Here is a 16,230-nt window from a genome sequence, read left to right on the forward strand (position 1 = left end):
AGGAAGACTGTTTCAGTCCTGCTAATACCTAGATAAAGGCCCTAGTGTCATTAGCTCGCTGGCGCAATCACGCAATCGTGATTGAGCTAATGCACTAGGGCCTTTATCTAGGTGCAGTCCAGTGAGTCTTCCATGTACCAGGTCATGAGGTAGATTACACAACAATTGAGTGTGACATCATTATGATGGCATTCAAGGCCTTTAAAGCAAAACCGGAGTAGGGCTGTTTATTCAGCGCTACTCCGGTTTTTTATTGCCTGATTATTAGTTGATAATAAAAAAACCCTTTGTGATAGACAAAGGGCTTTTTAGTGCAGAAAATATGATTTTATACGGAGCTATTTACCCCCAATAACCATCAGGACATTTAGGCAATTCAACTAACGTGCGACGTAACGCATCTGACCATTGATGACGAATCGTATTAAAGTACTCGTCACGCTCATCAATACGTCGGCCATTGGGCAGAGCTAGGCTATCATTGTCATAAAGTACAAAATCTATCGGCATACCGACTGATAGATTTGAGTGAATCGTGGAATCAAATGATAGCATCAGCGCACGTGCCGCGTGTCTTACATCCGTGTTATAGCTGACAGAACGATCCAAAATAGGCTTACCATATTTGCTTTCGCCTAACTGAAAGAAGGGCGTATCTTCAGTGGCTTTGATGCAATTGCCTTCAGGATAAATCAGGTATAGCTCAGGTGGCTGTCCTTTGATTTGACCACCAAGCATAAACGAGCTGGTAAAGGCACCATCGCGACTAGAATTAGCGACTGCTTTTGCATGATTCATAACATCACGCATACATTCGCCAACCATTTGCGCGGCATCAAACAACGTTGCTACTGTATTGAGGTTACTCTCAGCACGCTGGTCAATGTCGCTTTGTAGTTTATTGAACACTGCCTGCGATGTCGCTAAGCTGCCAGCTGTCTGTAGCACCATAAAGCGCTCGCCTTCAACGCCGTATTGATACAGCTTTCTGAATGTCGATATGTGATCAACACCGGCATTCGTGCGCGTGTCACTGGCAAAGACCATACCGTCTTTTAGACGAATGGCAGCACAATAAGTCATAAGATACCCTTGATGAATAAACGTAATAAAAAATAGCAAACGCTATGATAGCTTTTTGACTAATACCAAACTGTAAAGATTTTCGTAACCGCCGCCCATACGCACGCCGCGAACAGGCGCCGTATCTAGATAGTCTCGCCCAATAGCCACATACACATGTGAGTTTGGGGTAAATGCCTGATTTGAGATATCAAAAGTATACCAGTAACCATCCAGCCAAACCTCAGCCCATGCGTGACTGGCCATGTGATTTTCGGTATCGTCATATAGATAACCAGACACATAACGCGCTGGAATCTGTTGATCGCGCAATATACTTAAAAATACATGCGTATGGTCTTGGCACACCCCAGCACTTGTCGCAAACGCCTCAGCAGCGGTCGTGCCCACATGCGTGACGTCTTTAACAAAAGGCATTTTCATAATCAGGGCATTTGCCATTGCCTTTAAGCTGTCATGAGTAGGGGTTTTCAGATAAGGTGCTGCAAATTCTCGCATCTCTTGTGAGCATTTGGTCAACGGAGTTTGTACGGTAAATAGCAGGTAAGGGACATGATCCATATCCTCTAGACGTTCGGTTTCGGTATTGATCTCAACGACACCCGACGCCTGCATTTGTAAGTTATTATGTGCCTCGTTACGACTGAGCGTGAGCCATGCATTACCAAAGCCGTCCTTTTGGTTGGTCGCCACTTTAGGGAGCATGACATCCCATTTATGAATGGTTTGGTGCGGCATTTGCATGGGGGTCATGCGTATGTACTGTACACTGCGCTGCGCCAGCTCATCGTAATAATAGTTGGTTTGGTGACTGATTTGAAGTTTCATAATATCTTCTCCTTTTTCTGTTTATTCCATATGTCTCATGAGCCATTATTATTGGTTTTTGGCTAGACACCTTCTATACACCTTGACGCAGTATGAGATTGAACTCTTTGCTAATCAGCGCAAAATCACTAAATTTCTTTGACCTGATCATCTGGTTGGTCAAGCGGATAAGTTCACGCCAGCGCGTATTCTCTGGCAACTCATTAATCCAGTGTCTGAATTCAAAACTGATCTCTGTTGAATCCTCTCCCAACAAGACGGCACGCTCAAGCTGCTCAAAGTGACGCCCTAATTGCCAGAAGCAAGTCACTGTCGGATTTTCTTGTTTCATCGCAGCGTTACACGCGTGTAGCTGCAAAGTCGCCGCTCGATACGTGCCAGCACTCGATAAACGCTTGATCAAGTTGTATAATTCAGCAGTATCTTTACCAATAACACCTTTGGCCTCTTGGACATTATCCTCAATCGATTGCACGATATTGGGTATGATGTTTTGTTCCAAATCAGCCATCATTTGTGCTTTCATGGTGGTCAGTGACACTTCACCATCAACAGCAAATCCTAAGTGACTAATTAGATGTCTGATCTGTGATTTTTTGAGATCGCCTTTGATAAGTTGTTTCATAACATCGTCGTAGTAATACAGACGCTCACTATATCGGCCTAACCATATTAAGTGACTGGCGGTAGAGAGTAGCAGTATCATGGGAGCGTCATCTAAACTCTCGTAACCTGTTTCTAAGGGCTGGACGCGATCATAGTAGTTCGCATGCCCTGAAGCATTGACCCCTACCGATGATAAAGGTGAGCACTTGTCGGTTTGCTGGCTGTCTAAATCACTGTCATCAATAATCCAAGTGTCTTTGATACCACCGCCTTGTGATGAATTGACGACCAAAGAGCCTTCAACCATGGCCACTCGTGTCAGACCACCGGGTACAATATCTACTGTGCCATCACCATGACTGAGGATAAAGGGGCGCAGGTCAATATGACGCGGTGCGATACCATCGCTTACGGCAGTAGGATTGGTAGATAGTGAGATAGTCGGTTGAGCAATAAAACCGGCTGGGTTTTCAAGCAAGCGAAGGCGATATTCTTCGATTTCTTTTTTGGTCGACGTTGGACCAATAAGCATCCCGTAGCCGCCTGAGCCTTGCGTTTCTTTTACCACCAGCTTGTCTAGATTGTCGAGCACATATTTGAGATCGTCAGGCTTACGGCACTGGTATGTCTCGATATTAGGTAGGATAGGCTCTTCATTTAAGTAGAACTTGATCATATCTGGCACAAAAGGATATAAACTCTTATCGTCGGCCACGCCCGTACCTGGGGCGTTAACAATCACTACGTTGCCAGCGCGATAAGCACTCATTAGCCCTGATACACCCAATATGGAATCAGATTTAAAGGCTAACGGATCAATATATGGATCATCAATGCGGCGGTAGATCACATCGACTTGTACCTTGCCGCGAATGCCTTGCATATAGACTTTACTGTCCTCAACGACCAAATCATAACCATGTACTAGGGGTACGTTCATCTCGTGTGCTAAAAATGCATGTTCATAGTAGGCGCTATTGAAGCGACCAGGCGTCAATATGACGATTTGTGGATCATATTTGGATGTTGAGCTGGCTAGACAGGCTTTAAGACGGCTAGGGTAATCACTGATGCCCATGATAGGCGTTTCAGTAAATATATCAGCTAATAGTGTCTCTGATATATTGCGGCTCTCAAGCATATATGAGACGCCTGATGGGGTACGCAGGTTATCCTCTAACACACAAAATTTACCTGTCTCGTCTCGAATCAAATCAATACCGCTGATGTGCGAATAGATAGGTTTGTCGAGCTCAATGCCCATCATCCATGGCTCATAACAGCCACTGGCATAGACGTAGCTGGCAGGGACAATATCCGCTTTCATGATGGCTTGGTCATGGTAGATATCATGTAAGAATGCATTGAGAGCGGTGATACGCTGTTTACAGCCTGCTTCTATTTGTTTCCATTCGCTCGCTGCAATAATGCGTGGAATGATATCAAACGGAATCATACGCTCGATGTTTTTGGCATCGCTATAGACGGTAAAGGTGACCCCTTTACGGTAAAAGATATTTTCTGCTTGTTCGTTTAAATAATTGAGGGCATCCATGTTGATGTTATCAAGCCAATGGCCAACAGCTTGTGCCACTGGGCGATACTTACCCTTACTTATCTGCAATTCATCGAAACTTTGTGGTTTTTGCTCAGGTTTTTCTGAAGTGTCTTTTGTTAAGGTATCTTTGGCTATCGTTGAATCAGGACTTGTGGTATCGGTACTGGTTGCTTTAATGGATTGACTCTGACTCTGATTTGCAGATTTTTCTTTGTCTGGGTTTCCATCCTTAGACTGACTTTGAGATGCTGTTTTATTCATAAATACCTCACGTATCCTTGGTAAAGTTATACTTTATGATGAATACACTGTCTATGCTAAGTAGAGTAGCACTTGTACTGCGCCCAACAGGTAGTCTATCTCCTGTATGGACTATACAACGGTTACTGAGCAATATACAACAAGAGTTAAATAATAGATTTTTAAAAACTTGAACCTGATTCCAATAAGTTTAACTCAATAAAAACAGGAGGAGAGAAGACGTGAAGCTACGTAGTAGGTTTTTAATGCTGGCAGGTATAGGGTTGTCAGTGACTATTAATGTGACTGGCTGTGGTAGCGAACCACAACAAGATATCTTGCCTGCTGGCAGCACAGTGGTTGCACTTGGGGACTCATTGACCTATGGTTACGGCGCAAACCCTAAAACAGCGTATCCTACGGTGCTAGCAGAGCTAAGCAAATGGAACGTCGTTAATGCAGGCGTCAATGGTGATACTTCTGCAGATGTGCTTACTCGAGTGAATGAGGTCACTGAGCAAAACCCTGATTTGGTCTTACTGGGTGTGGGTGGTAATGATGTATTGCAGCGCATCGCACCTGATACGACTCGGGCTAATATCGTCGCGACTATAGATACCTTACAATCCAACAATATTGATGTTGTCCTAATCGCTGAGCCGCATCTCAGTACTAGTGCTTTGTTTGGTAAGGCAAGTGATAATCCATTATATGAATATATTGCGGAAGCTGAAGACATACCGCTATACTCTGATGGCTGGTCGACTATTCTGTCAGATGACGCATTAAAATCTGATAAAATTCATGCCAATGCGGCAGGCTATAGACAGTTCGCTGAAGGGTTGCATGATTATCTGAAAGACGAAGGGTGGGTGCATTAAACCGCAATGTAAACTACAGCGTAAACCACAGTTTTTAATTTTAAAAGTTATGAGTAGGGCGTATGTCTGTAGTCAGTAGATAACGCACAAAAAAAGCAGAGAGCTTATTGACTAGGCTCTCTGCTTTTTTATTTTCATTTTGCTAATGACAAATAGTCGATGAATTTTATAGCCAGTTTTATAGCCTAGTCTTTTTCACTGTCACCCATGACAACTACCAAACCTTCATCAGCAGCTATCTTACCTTCGCAGATATCTTTATAAACCTCCAGTAAGCCATTGACTCCATCAAGCTCTTGAATCTTTAACCACGCACTAGTTTTTGCAGTGCTATTCATGATGTAGTGCATAGAGCGTTTATTGAACTCTTCAGGGCCCCATTCTTTCATACATTGCTGTACATGACTGGGCGCAAAAAATTGTTGGCTACGTTCTTGAATGATACCTTCGGTATGATGTGGCTCGTCCCAGTGCGTAAGACCGACATTGCTGGTATAGCGCATGTTGTCGCCTAAGTGTCTATGTAGACGGCTAAGCACGTCAGTATTGGCCGACATATCGACAATAACCGTTGGCTTACTTACATCAATCTGCTCTAGGGTGTCATAGCTAAGCACACTGTTATAAGCGTCAATTGACTTAACAAAATCTACATGACGGTTTGATGTGAGACCGATAACGTACGGTGCATCCTTATCATCAACTAAGCCGTATGCTAAGCCAATACTGGTCTTACTAGAGGCACTAATAATCACTACTTGCTCTGCACCAAACCAGTCATTACCCTTCAATAGGTCATGTAAACAGAATGAGGTCAGGTGCAATACGAACAACAGCATGCGCTGATTGTCATGAGCGCGATCATAGCCCCGTTCATGGTTAACGCGCTGATATAGGTTATAACCGGGTGGTAGTTCGGCACGATGAGCGCTGCCATCCAGCAGGCTGGTTTGGGTGACTCGCTTGGGTGTAATAATTAATTCGCTGGCAGGCGGGAAGTAACCGAATAAGCGCTCACCAACCGGTAGTGCATCGCTATTTGATTCGATCACATCGCCAAATCCCCAGACTGGAATGATGCCCCATTTTTCAGGCTCGTCACCATTTGGCGGAAAAAACTGCCAATAGCGTAATTGGTCACCCATGACTGCATAAGTAATATTATTCGCAGTAAAAGCAAAGCGATCAACTTTGACACGTACTTCACCATCACCTAGGGTATGTACAGGCGTCTCTTGTAGGCGAGCTTGAGTTAGGTTTGCTTTATTGGTCTGAAATTCTTGCATAGTTATTCCCTTTTTTATTTTATAGTTGTCGGATTAAGCATTAGCAGTTTTGGCTTGACGTGCTGCTGTAATTTGCATGATTTCACCCATAAGTTTGGGCATGTTTGCAGCAGCTTTTGGTCCTGCTTCTTTTAAACGCTTAAGAATAGCTAACTCTTCAGGCGGGGTGTCTTCGCTGGCTCGTACCAATTTGGTAAAGCCATCTAATCGATTGTTAATCATCCATTCACGTAGCGCAGGCTCTTTTGACCAACGCATCTGATTCTGCATTTGTTTAACAAGCCCAACCAAAAAGTCCGTATCATGATTTGGGATTGGCACCACTTGGCACAACTCGTTTTTGATGGTTTCATCATCATAACTGGCTTCAATGTGGGCGATAAATGCGGCACTAAATACAGGTTGATAGGTACGTACGGTTTGCACCACCACGGTATCACCTTTGAATACATCGTACGTCTCTGTCACTGGTACTGCCCGTGCAGAGCAGTCGATATGCATGGTGTTGGGGGTGGTAGAAATGCTGTCCTCACCAAAATAAATCTTGTCAGTATCTAAGCGGGTCACGCGACCTTTACGTACAATGTTTTTAACACGGCGTAACTGCTTGAGCTCTTCACTGCTAATGGTAGCGCCATGGAACATTTTCGGGCGTACATTTGGATCAATACGCATTAATACGCCGCCTTTTTCTAAACGATCAAACAGGTCTTCGATGTTTTCTGCCTCAGCAATCGCTTCTGCCTGAGTAGCCTGTGCTCCAATAGTATGGGTGAAAAAATCACGAGAGGGTTGGGTGTTTTTACGATCGATCAGCCAAGCATCTCTTGGCATAATCCACGTGATATTGTCTGGGTCAATTTGATTCTCTAGTAGCCATAAAACCGCATCAATACCTGTTTTTCCGCCGCCGATAATCACGTAACCATCACGAGGTTTGGTTAGACTCGGCAAATCATTTAATGGGCCAAACTTAACACCATCAGCAATCTCAAAGTTTGGGGTATGGGTCGCTGGTACTGAGGTTTTGAAATAAGTACCGTCAATGATTTTCTTATTGACCTTAACCTCATAGCTAGTATCAGACAGCAACGATGAAAACTTGCCGTCGCCTTTGTACTCACACATCAGGAAGTATTTCACGCGGCCACTTGGTAAAAACGTGTGCTTCATGACTTTATCAAAGTACGCCATGACTTCTGCGCCTGACGCCAGCTCGGACAAGCCTTTATTTAAACCAATTTTATCAATCATACCGCCGCAAAGCTCACGTGAGCTAACGCCATAAAAAGACGACGGCTGATGTAAGGTGACAAACGAATAGGCATCGTTCCAATGACCGCCTGGCTTATGATGTTTATCGACGATAATAATATTAGCATCTGTTTCTGTGAGCAGCACATCGGCAAAAGCCATGCCCACCGCGCCACTACCAATGATTAGATAATCCGTTTCTAGCTGTTGAATACTCATAGTGTCCTTACTCTAAGTTGAGCTTCTATCAACACAATCAATTCATAATTGTTTGTGCATAACAGTGTTATATACTAGAATAACACTGTTATAATTGTCAAGACATAGTGAGAATCTAATGGATGCCAGAACCAAAATACTAAACGCTGCATCTGAGCTTTTCTTAGAAGGGGGTGGGGAAGCCTTGAGTGTACGCGCCATATCCAAGCGGGCAGGATTGTCCACCATCGGTATATACAGTCACTTCCAAGGTAAGCAAGGCATACTAGATGCGCTGTACATAGAAGGATTTAATCTCGTCCGTGAAGCCATGGATGTCATTCCAGAAGGTAAGGCAAACAAAGAGCAAGTGCTAGAGGCGTGCCTAGGGTATCTCAATGTAGGCGAGCAACACGAGGCACACTATCGGCTGATTTTTGGGGAATCTGATGCAGGATATCAGCCCTCTGAAGAAGCAGTTGCAGCCAGAGACAGTGCATTTTCAAAACTGGTACGGGTGGCTGGCTCGTATCTACCAGATGGTGCGACTATTGAGGAGCGCAGACAAATAGCGCTAGATATTTGGGCAATCGTACATGGGTACGTGAGTATCAGTCACCACATGGTGTTTACTGATGATATAAATTTGGACTGGAAATCAATGGCGCTACGAGTGGTAGAAGTGCAGTTAGATGCCATAAAGTCTTCTTAGTAACGATATTGGCATATTTGTGGCAAGTGAGTGCATGCTAGGCTGAGTTATTTCAATATCGTAAGGTTTAAGGATAGCAAATTATGTTTGGCATCATAAAAGACTGGCGTGAACAGCGTATACTAGACAACAGTGAATTTACTCAGGCTGACTGGATGCAAGCGGCTGAGCGTATCGTGATACTTGATAGATTAAATGTTGACGAGATGAAACATTTATTTGAGTTAGCAACATTATTTTTAGCTGATAAATCTATCACTGGTGCACAAGGCTTTGAAATTACGAATGCTGTCAGACAGTCGATTGCACTGCAAGCATGTTTGCCGATCTTAAACTTAGGTCTTGACTGGTATGCTGGCTGGTCATCGATTATTATTTATCCTGGCTCGTACAAAAGCAACAGTACCACGGTAGATGAATTTGGTATCGTCCACGAAGGCAGTCAACATCGTAGCGGGGAAGCATGGCTGCGAGGGCCTGTCATTCTTTCATGGAAAGATGCCAAGCACTCAGGCGAACGTGACGGGCATAACGTTGTCATTCATGAGTTTGTTCATAAGCTCGATATGATGAATGGCCGTGCCAATGGCTTTCCGCCCATGCAACCTAATATGGATCCTGCAAACTGGACTCAGATTATGAGTCGCAATTTTGAAGACTTTCAAACACATCGCAAGTCAGGGCTTGATCGTTATGGCGCAACCAATCCTGCAGAATTTTTTGCGGTTCTGAGTGAAGTATTTTTTGAAACGCCGCAAAAGCTGGTTGATGCTTATCCGGATATTTATGAGATTATGGTGAAATTCTTTCGTCAGACGCCGTTATAAGTGATATTTATAGGGATGGTGATAGTAAGCTGTATTTAAGACCGCATAATCATATTGGAATTGGGGAAGCTGAGGTGACTAACACTATAAGTGATAATGTGGCAACAATAGAAATCTATGAAAGTGCTGATGGAACGTCGCAAGTCGATGTACGTTTTGAGCAAGAGACTGTCTGGCTGTTATAAGCACAAATGACTGTGTTGTTTGGTCGTGATCAATCAGTAATTTCTCGTCATATTGCCAATGCGATAAAAGATGAAGAAATCGATGAAAAAAGTAATATGCAAAAAATGCATATTGCAAACTCAGACCATTCGGTGAATTTTTATGACTTAGACGTGGTTATATCAGTCGGTTATCGCATCAAATCGCATCAAGGCATACAATTTAGGCGTTGGGCAACGAAGCGACTACGTGAATACTTAGTACAAGGCTATACGCTCAATTAACAGCGCTTCTATAAAAACTCAAGCGAGCTACAACAAGCGCTAAAATTAATCAAAAAAATTGCCCAAAGCACCGAGCTTAAAACTGACGAAGCTTGTCATTAAAAACTATACCAAAGACCATGTAGCACAAGCTGCTATATATATTTAATTGAATATATATAGCATTTATAACCAGATAGAGCAGGTTGCCAATTTAAACAAGTCTTATAAAAGTTGTCGGGCAATCTTTCTCTACACCTTAAACCGTCCATTGGTCATTAATGATAGCCACTAGGTAACGCTTGCCTTGATACTCATCAAATACCAAGCGTAGTACCCGCCAGTCCATACCATCATACTCATCCGTGCCTTTATAATAAAATTCTACAACATCTGATGTTTGGTATATTTCTTTTAAATTATTGATAGAATTACCATTATTTTTGAATTCATTGACATTGATACTAGCATTATTGAACTTTTTGCCATCCACCCAAGTATCCAGATAAGCAGGCAACGGCGTGACCAATAGATCGCCAGTACCGTCTTTTTCGCCCCAAGTAAATTGAATGTTAGACTGCTGTAAATACTGTGCAAATTGCCCGCGGCTAAAGACTTTATCTGACTCAGGCCGTACATAAGCGTACATCGAAAAACGAACGCCACGTGTTGGATGGATATCATTAGTGATTCTAGAAAAGTCCTTATTTGCCAGTGCGCGCTGTATACGTAACGCTTGCTGCCTAAGGGTTTGCTGGCTGATATCAGCATTACTAGGTGTTGATGAGCTACTGGTTGGCTGAGATACAATGGCTTCACTGGACTCAGAAGCAGACTGACAACCCGTAGCAGCTAGCGTGAATAACAGAAGGCTGCTAGAGACTAATGTTGCAGATTTTTCCTTAAAAAAAGCAGGTAATGTCATCATAAAATTATCCTTAGCACAGTTATTAGCGAAAGAAACATCACTATAAATTGTCATGGGAACTGGTAAAAAATACCATAAAAGCGCTATGTAATCGATATTTTAGTAAGTAAACCTGAATGATACGATAATACAGCAGAGTCCGAATATAGGTATGATGTAATAGTCGGTAACACTTATAGGACAAAAGCTCGCAGAGAATAAAATGCCAACATATAAATCGCTGACATTACTATTAACCATAGGACTGATGCCTGTCGGTCACGCTATAGCTGATGTATCAAAAGTAGATCAGAAACAAAATGCCATGGCTAATATAAAGATTGCGACTATCACGAAAATGTACCAACAAGATATTGATGACCAAGGTATGAGTAATCCTGTAGTGCTGCAGCAATACGCCGATGCTGATTTGCAAGCAGCCATGCAACTTGAGCAAGAATATTTTGATAAAACTCAGACGTCCTGCAATATAGATTACGATGTACTTTGGAACTCGCAAGATCCTGACTATGAGCAAGACAAAAAGTTTTCAATAACTGATCAAGGATTGGTTCAGGTTAGCTTGGCACAAGGTAGCTATATTTATTATGAGCTGTCATGTGATGACAGTGATAAAACGTGCCAAGTCGAAGATGTAGTTTTAGATCAGGATAGCAAAACGTTGCGTCAGCATTTACTTGAAACTTGTCGTTAGTAAGATTCTATAACTAATATAAAATCCGATCTAAGGCACAAGAATGACATGGTATAAATGGTTTTTCGCCTAACTACTAAAACCGTTGGTTTGTTTTCGCATAATGTATATTATGTTAAATAAAGTCTATTAGGTCGTAGGTTTAAGCCTTACTAACTATAGAATCATGACGATCATACATTTCTGATACTGCTAGGTATAAACATCCTACCAAACTATTTAGCTCTCACCGACTAACTCTGTCCTGTTAATTCAACCGAATCTTTTGGATGATAGTTCACGCTTGATCAGTTTTACTTCTAAACATCTCTGACAGGTATATTATTACGTCAATCATTTAACGTTTTATTAGACGTTAAGGTTTGAATGCTCTGTATGACTGGTTATTAATATTTTATGATTTGCGATAATACGAATGGCTACATCCAAACCCATCATTAGCTTTTTCTTCGATATGATCATGGCTATTCGTCTGCGATAGCTTATTTATTATCCGTGTCCACCGGCTAAGTCTTTAATATAGATATGCTAATAGCCTATTTTTGATAACCATCATTTGTGTGGCTAGACATCGCTCAATATCACCAACCTATATCTAATTGCAAAAAATCAGCCAGACGTTGTAACTCCTTCGAATATTTCCAATCTTATCTAGTCTTTAAACGCTATACCTAAGTCATTACATATAACCTTTTAAATTTAAATCATAGACAGACTGTTAAATCATTAGAACTGACTCTGCTTATTCTTGTAGAGCGATGAATTTTATCTACCCACAAACAGCCGTCCTCTGTTTATTGTTATCAAGCCATTTTTAAGATGAATGAGCTATCTATTGATATTTTTTAATATATTCAGCCTTTCGTTATATATTTTCTATAAACCACTCAAAATTGGTACATTCCAAATTTGCACAGAACAGTACTATAACCCTGATTTTTATATTCTGTGCGAGTACAGGAGCATGTGTTTTATAGAGAATATGCTCAACTCCTTGCCGAATCAATCATGGATACCATAATCGCATTTAACTATGTATCGAAATAACTGGTAGAAATGCCGTGTAACCCTCTCAGCGTATGGCCTACTCAATATTTGGCCACTATGCTATAATTATTCCCAAGTGAACCTTGGGGATAATTACGTCTTAAAAACTATTATCTAAAAGGCTTTACTAACAACACTAACGAATATCAGTGTCCATGATAGTGTCCAATACTTCTATATTTTTCTACAGAAGAGACTTTTTATAAGTCATCAATCATAAACCTATCATCAACCTTAATTATCATATGACGGATATACATTATGGCTATCGACACAGCAAACGATATCAACAAGCTCGAATGCCGAGACAAAGATTATTCTGTCAGTGTCTCAGGTGTAGCTGGCTTAAGTCTTCGTATTTATCCAAATGGCAAAAAGGAATACTACTTACGTTACTCCCATCCGCATATCGAGGGCAAACGCCCTAGGATGATGTTGGGTAAGATTGAGGATGTCAGTCTCCATGAGGTTAAGTATAAAGCAGACACCATTCTTGATATGGTCGCAAAAGGCTCTGACCCTAAAGCTATCCAGCAAAAAGAACAAACCAATAAATATACTCACCTAAAAAACGCACCATTTTCTGAGATTGCAAAAGCATGGCGAGAACACAAAACAGCAGGTCGCAATCAAAGTAAATCTAAAAAACCGTCATACAGTGAGTCAACCCTCAAGTTCTGGGATTTATGTCTAGGATATATGTGCCAAGAGATTGGTGATTTAAGAATGGACGATATCACCAGTGAGATGATACTGAGTGTGTGCGAGTCGATTCAAAATAATGGCAATCAAGCGACTTTCGTTGGTGCGAGCACTCGGCTATACACTGAAAAAGTCTTTTCATTCGCTGTTGCTCGAGGGTTGTGCGATAGAAATGTAGCTGTCGATACCCGTGGTGAGCTTGCCCCTGCCAATTCAGGCCATCACTTGCCAGCCATCACCAAACCAGATCAATTTGCGACTCTCTTAAAGGATATGTCCAATTTTAAAGGCGCAAGCAAAATCACACTAGAAGCTATGAACTTATTGCCTTATGTGTTTGTACGTAGTATCGATCTGCGCTCGATGCGTTGGGATGACATCGATTGGGATAATAATACATGGGCATTCTCCCCGACTAAGGGCGAAGGTCGTGACGATATGGTCTCGCACTTAGTTGTTCCCTTAGCCACGCAAGTGATTTCGCGATTACGAAACATCCAGTCAATTACAGGACATAAGGAATATGTATTTGCGTCGATGCGCGGTTCAAGCAACGCCTATATCAGTAAGGCGACGTTGGTGCAGATATTCCACCGGCTTGGATATAAAGACGTGCAATGTGCGCATGGATTTCGAGCATCGGCTAAAACCTTGCTCATGGAACAGCCTGAGCTACGCTATTCTGACATCGTCACAGAATTACAACTAGGTCACAGGATAAAAGACACACATGGCGGGGCTTACAACAGACTTGACGAAATCGATACTAGGGTACAGATGATGCAAGATTGGGCAGATTATATAGATAATCTTCGGAGTCGTTAGAGAGTTATTTTAGAGTCAAAAACCATATTTTTTTGCACTTATTTATGGCTCTTTGAAATGTATTTTACGGAAGTTCACAGGAGACATGCTAGTAAACTGCTTAAACTGTCGACTAAAGGCGCTATGATCACCGTATCCACAGTTTAAGGAGACTTGAGTCACTGTTAGCTTATGATTCGCTAATAGTCGAATGGCATGCTCTAGACGCATTTTTTGTACAAACTGAATGGGTGACATATTGAGTACTGCTTTGAAGGTACGCTCCAATTGCGATTGACTAAGATTTGCCAATTTCGCCAATTGACCAATATTAATCTTTTGATCAAGATTGTCTCGTACGTATTGATCTACGCTTGCCAATCGAGCGTGTTTGCGTAATATCCGCTCGTTATCTTCATCAATATCTACTGATATACCTACCATTGCTACAATATGATTTTTTACATCATAGACGGGGATTTTTTGCGTGATACACCATCCCAGCTGTCCTGATGCATAGCTATGAAGTTCTAGTTTATCAACAATTTCCCTACCTTCCCTTAACACTCTCAGATCCTGATTGAGATAATCCTTGCCTTGAGACTTCAAAAATACTTGCTCTGTAGTCAGTCCTATTAGTGCTTTTTTGTTTTTAAGCCCGCTACGCTTAATGAGCGTTTTACTGACTAATCGATAGCATGCTTGGTCATCTTTAACAAAAAACACCACATTTTTCATAGTATCAAACAAAGGCATCAATAACGATATATTGCCAACAAACTCATCAAAATTGGCTGGTTGATAAGTCTGTAGATGTTTTGACAGTTGTTTTGTAGGTGTTTCTAATACTAACGGCCGCATCGGTATATTCCCATATAGCATCTCAAGCTTGTCGTTGAGCTTTTCAGGTATTTTAGGGTGCTACACAATATTTATACTCCTAAATATCCTTATAACCTGTGCAGAAATGCGCATTTATTCATATAAAAACATCAAGACTGCTTTTCTGAAAAACGTCATTCTATATTTACGCTTTGTTCATTTATGAATAATGCTAACAGTATATTAACTCACGGATGAATCAGGTAGGCAGTCATGTTTGATACGCTTTTCACTCTTAAGATTATTGATTCGCATACTGGCGGTGAACCTACTCGTATGGTGTATGAAGGATTTCCTGAGCTTAGTGGGCAATCTATTCAAGAAAAACTTCAAGACTTCAAACAGAATTTCGATCATTTACGTCAAAGTATTATCCTAGAACCTCGTGGTAATGACGTGCTTGTCGGAGCGCTTTTGTGCCCGCCTTCTGATCCTCGTGCCACGGCTGGCGTGATCTTCTTTAATAATCATGGCTATTTAGGTATGTGTGGCCATGGCACTATCGGCGTTATTGCATCTCTAGCTTATCAACAAAAGATAACCGCTGGTGATCACTATCTAGAAACAAGCGTAGGCCTAGTTAAAGCAACCTTGCATGATGATGGTAGTTGTAGCGTCCAAAATGTCCCCTCTTATCGCTACCAAAAACAAGTAGAAGTTCAAGTACCCAATATCGGTCCTATCTATGGAGATATTGCTTGGGGTGGTAATTGGTTTTTCTTAGTCAACGATCATAAGCAAGCTATTGAAGCCAATAATGTTGAGGCGCTTACTCAATTTAGCATACAGATCAAAAAAGCTCTTCATAAGTCTGGAATTATGGGTGCTAACAATGGCGAAATTGATCATATAGAACTGTTTGGCAAGAGCGATCTCACCGGCACTAACAGCAAAAACTTCGTATTATGCCCTGGATCTGCCTACGATCGCTCTCCTTGTGGTACTGGAACCAGTGCCAAATTGGCTTGCTTAGCCGCCGACAATGTACTCGCACCTGGTGAGACTTGGTATCAGCAAAGCATCATTGGCAGTGTCTTTAGTGCCAGCTATCAGCCTATTGATGTGCTTAGTAATCATAACCCTCTTCATAACCACCCTATCAATACTATTATCCCCACGATCCGAGGGTACGCCTACGTATGTGCAGAGACCTCTCTCATCGTTCAAGACAGCGATCCGTTCAAATGGGGTATTTCTTTATAAATACCCGTTTGTATGGCTTCTAGAACGCAACCAATCACTGCTCAGTAAGGTCAGAAAAGCGAGAGTCTC

Annotated in this window: 14 protein-coding genes; 7 read left to right on the plus strand and 7 right to left on the minus strand. The window is 41.9% G+C overall.

All coding sequences use genetic code 11. The features are described from left to right. Positions 1-342 precede the first annotated feature (342 nt). The 3 genes from ACQKCG_RS04430 to ACQKCG_RS04440 all read right to left on the minus strand — a co-directional run bounded on the left by ACQKCG_RS04430 (position 343) and on the right by ACQKCG_RS04440 (position 4,336). The gene (locus ACQKCG_RS04430) at positions 343-1,083 is read right to left on the minus strand and encodes a peptidase (protein WP_201570928.1); all 741 of its coding nucleotides are present in this window, start codon (positions 1,081-1,083) and stop codon (positions 343-345) included. Positions 1,084-1,125: 42 nt separating this feature from the next. Continuing rightward, positions 1,126-1,911 (minus strand): transglutaminase family protein, encoded by a 786-nt coding sequence (locus tag ACQKCG_RS04435; protein WP_371532129.1) that lies wholly within the window; start codon positions 1,909-1,911, stop codon positions 1,126-1,128. Positions 1,912-1,984: 73 nt separating this feature from the next. Next, the gene (locus ACQKCG_RS04440; RefSeq protein ID WP_427585187.1) at positions 1,985-4,336 is read right to left on the minus strand and encodes a circularly permuted type 2 ATP-grasp protein; all 2,352 of its coding nucleotides are present in this window, start codon (positions 4,334-4,336) and stop codon (positions 1,985-1,987) included. 221 nt (positions 4,337-4,557) lie between these two features. Here ACQKCG_RS04440 and ACQKCG_RS04445 point away from each other — a divergent pair, with 221 nt between their 5' ends. Next, positions 4,558-5,196, plus strand: coding sequence for a GDSL-type esterase/lipase family protein (locus ACQKCG_RS04445; protein WP_427585188.1), 639 nt, complete (start codon positions 4,558-4,560; stop codon positions 5,194-5,196). A 185-nt stretch (positions 5,197-5,381) separates the two neighbouring features. Here ACQKCG_RS04445 and ACQKCG_RS04450 read toward each other — a convergent pair whose 3' ends face one another. Further along, the gene (locus ACQKCG_RS04450; RefSeq protein ID WP_427585189.1) at positions 5,382-6,482 is read right to left on the minus strand and encodes a DUF2855 family protein; all 1,101 of its coding nucleotides are present in this window, start codon (positions 6,480-6,482) and stop codon (positions 5,382-5,384) included. A 33-nt stretch (positions 6,483-6,515) separates the two neighbouring features. Further along, complete coding sequence (locus ACQKCG_RS04455) at positions 6,516-7,955, minus strand: NAD(P)-binding protein (protein ID WP_427585190.1); 1,440 nt, start codon at positions 7,953-7,955, stop codon at positions 6,516-6,518. Between the two features lie 118 nt (positions 7,956-8,073). Between ACQKCG_RS04455 and ACQKCG_RS04460 the strand changes: the two genes are divergently transcribed. From ACQKCG_RS04460 to rhuM, 3 genes are all read left to right on the plus strand, one after another. Next, positions 8,074-8,646 (plus strand): TetR/AcrR family transcriptional regulator, encoded by a 573-nt coding sequence (locus ACQKCG_RS04460; RefSeq protein WP_427551806.1) that lies wholly within the window; start codon positions 8,074-8,076, stop codon positions 8,644-8,646. 83 nt (positions 8,647-8,729) lie between these two features. Further along, complete coding sequence (locus ACQKCG_RS04465; protein ID WP_427585192.1) at positions 8,730-9,473, plus strand: zinc-dependent peptidase; 744 nt, start codon at positions 8,730-8,732, stop codon at positions 9,471-9,473. 191 nt (positions 9,474-9,664) lie between these two features. Further along, positions 9,665-9,922: a RhuM family protein gene (rhuM, locus tag ACQKCG_RS04470; RefSeq protein WP_427585193.1), complete on the plus strand. Its 258-nt coding sequence runs from the start codon at positions 9,665-9,667 to the stop codon at positions 9,920-9,922. 238 nt (positions 9,923-10,160) lie between these two features. Here rhuM and ACQKCG_RS04475 read toward each other — a convergent pair whose 3' ends face one another. After that, a complete protein-coding gene (locus ACQKCG_RS04475) occupies positions 10,161-10,829 on the minus strand; it encodes a hypothetical protein (protein WP_414558812.1) in 669 nt (222 codons plus the stop codon). A gap of 202 nt (positions 10,830-11,031) precedes the next feature. Here ACQKCG_RS04475 and ACQKCG_RS04480 point away from each other — a divergent pair, with 202 nt between their 5' ends. Further along, entirely contained in the window at positions 11,032-11,523 is a 492-nt protein-coding gene (locus tag ACQKCG_RS04480; RefSeq protein WP_427585195.1) for a hypothetical protein, read from the plus strand. Between the two features lie 1,308 nt (positions 11,524-12,831). After that, positions 12,832-14,097 (plus strand): tyrosine-type recombinase/integrase, encoded by a 1,266-nt coding sequence (locus ACQKCG_RS04485; RefSeq protein ID WP_201570910.1) that lies wholly within the window; start codon positions 12,832-12,834, stop codon positions 14,095-14,097. A gap of 42 nt (positions 14,098-14,139) precedes the next feature. Here the strand turns inward: ACQKCG_RS04485 and ACQKCG_RS04490 are convergent, their stop codons facing one another. After that, positions 14,140-14,937: a helix-turn-helix domain-containing protein gene (locus ACQKCG_RS04490; protein WP_201570908.1), complete on the minus strand. Its 798-nt coding sequence runs from the start codon at positions 14,935-14,937 to the stop codon at positions 14,140-14,142. Between the two features lie 234 nt (positions 14,938-15,171). Here ACQKCG_RS04490 and ACQKCG_RS04495 point away from each other — a divergent pair, with 234 nt between their 5' ends. Continuing rightward, entirely contained in the window at positions 15,172-16,161 is a 990-nt protein-coding gene (locus ACQKCG_RS04495; protein WP_201570906.1) for a proline racemase family protein, read from the plus strand. Positions 16,162-16,230 lie beyond the last annotated feature (69 nt).

The sequence above is a fragment of the Psychrobacter sp. NPDC078929 genome (genome assembly GCF_050267985.1).
Classification (GTDB): Bacteria; Pseudomonadota; Gammaproteobacteria; order Pseudomonadales; family Moraxellaceae; genus Psychrobacter.

What these genes read in the sequence shown, in the direction of transcription:
- ACQKCG_RS04430 (WP_201570928.1), bottom strand. Translation starts at nt 1,083, where the DNA reads ATGACTTATTGTGCTGCCATTCGTCTAAAAGACGGTATGGTCTTTGCC.
- ACQKCG_RS04435 (WP_371532129.1), bottom strand. Translation starts at nt 1,911, where the DNA reads ATGAAACTTCAAATCAGTCACCAAACCAACTATTATTACGATGAGCTG.
- ACQKCG_RS04440 (WP_427585187.1), bottom strand. Translation starts at nt 4,336, where the DNA reads ATGAATAAAACAGCATCTCAAAGTCAGTCTAAGGATGGAAACCCAGAC.
- ACQKCG_RS04450 (WP_427585189.1), bottom strand. Translation starts at nt 6,482, where the DNA reads ATGCAAGAATTTCAGACCAATAAAGCAAACCTAACTCAAGCTCGCCTA.
- ACQKCG_RS04455 (WP_427585190.1), bottom strand. Translation starts at nt 7,955, where the DNA reads ATGAGTATTCAACAGCTAGAAACGGATTATCTAATCATTGGTAGTGGC.
- ACQKCG_RS04460 (WP_427551806.1), top strand. Translation starts at nt 8,074, where the DNA reads ATGGATGCCAGAACCAAAATACTAAACGCTGCATCTGAGCTTTTCTTA.
- ACQKCG_RS04465 (WP_427585192.1), top strand. Translation starts at nt 8,730, where the DNA reads ATGTTTGGCATCATAAAAGACTGGCGTGAACAGCGTATACTAGACAAC.
- rhuM (WP_427585193.1), top strand. Translation starts at nt 9,665, where the DNA reads ATGACTGTGTTGTTTGGTCGTGATCAATCAGTAATTTCTCGTCATATT.
- ACQKCG_RS04475 (WP_414558812.1), bottom strand. Translation starts at nt 10,829, where the DNA reads ATGATGACATTACCTGCTTTTTTTAAGGAAAAATCTGCAACATTAGTC.
- ACQKCG_RS04480 (WP_427585195.1), top strand. Translation starts at nt 11,032, where the DNA reads ATGCCAACATATAAATCGCTGACATTACTATTAACCATAGGACTGATG.
- ACQKCG_RS04485 (WP_201570910.1), top strand. Translation starts at nt 12,832, where the DNA reads ATGGCTATCGACACAGCAAACGATATCAACAAGCTCGAATGCCGAGAC.
- ACQKCG_RS04490 (WP_201570908.1), bottom strand. Translation starts at nt 14,937, where the DNA reads ATGCGGCCGTTAGTATTAGAAACACCTACAAAACAACTGTCAAAACAT.
- ACQKCG_RS04495 (WP_201570906.1), top strand. Translation starts at nt 15,172, where the DNA reads ATGTTTGATACGCTTTTCACTCTTAAGATTATTGATTCGCATACTGGC.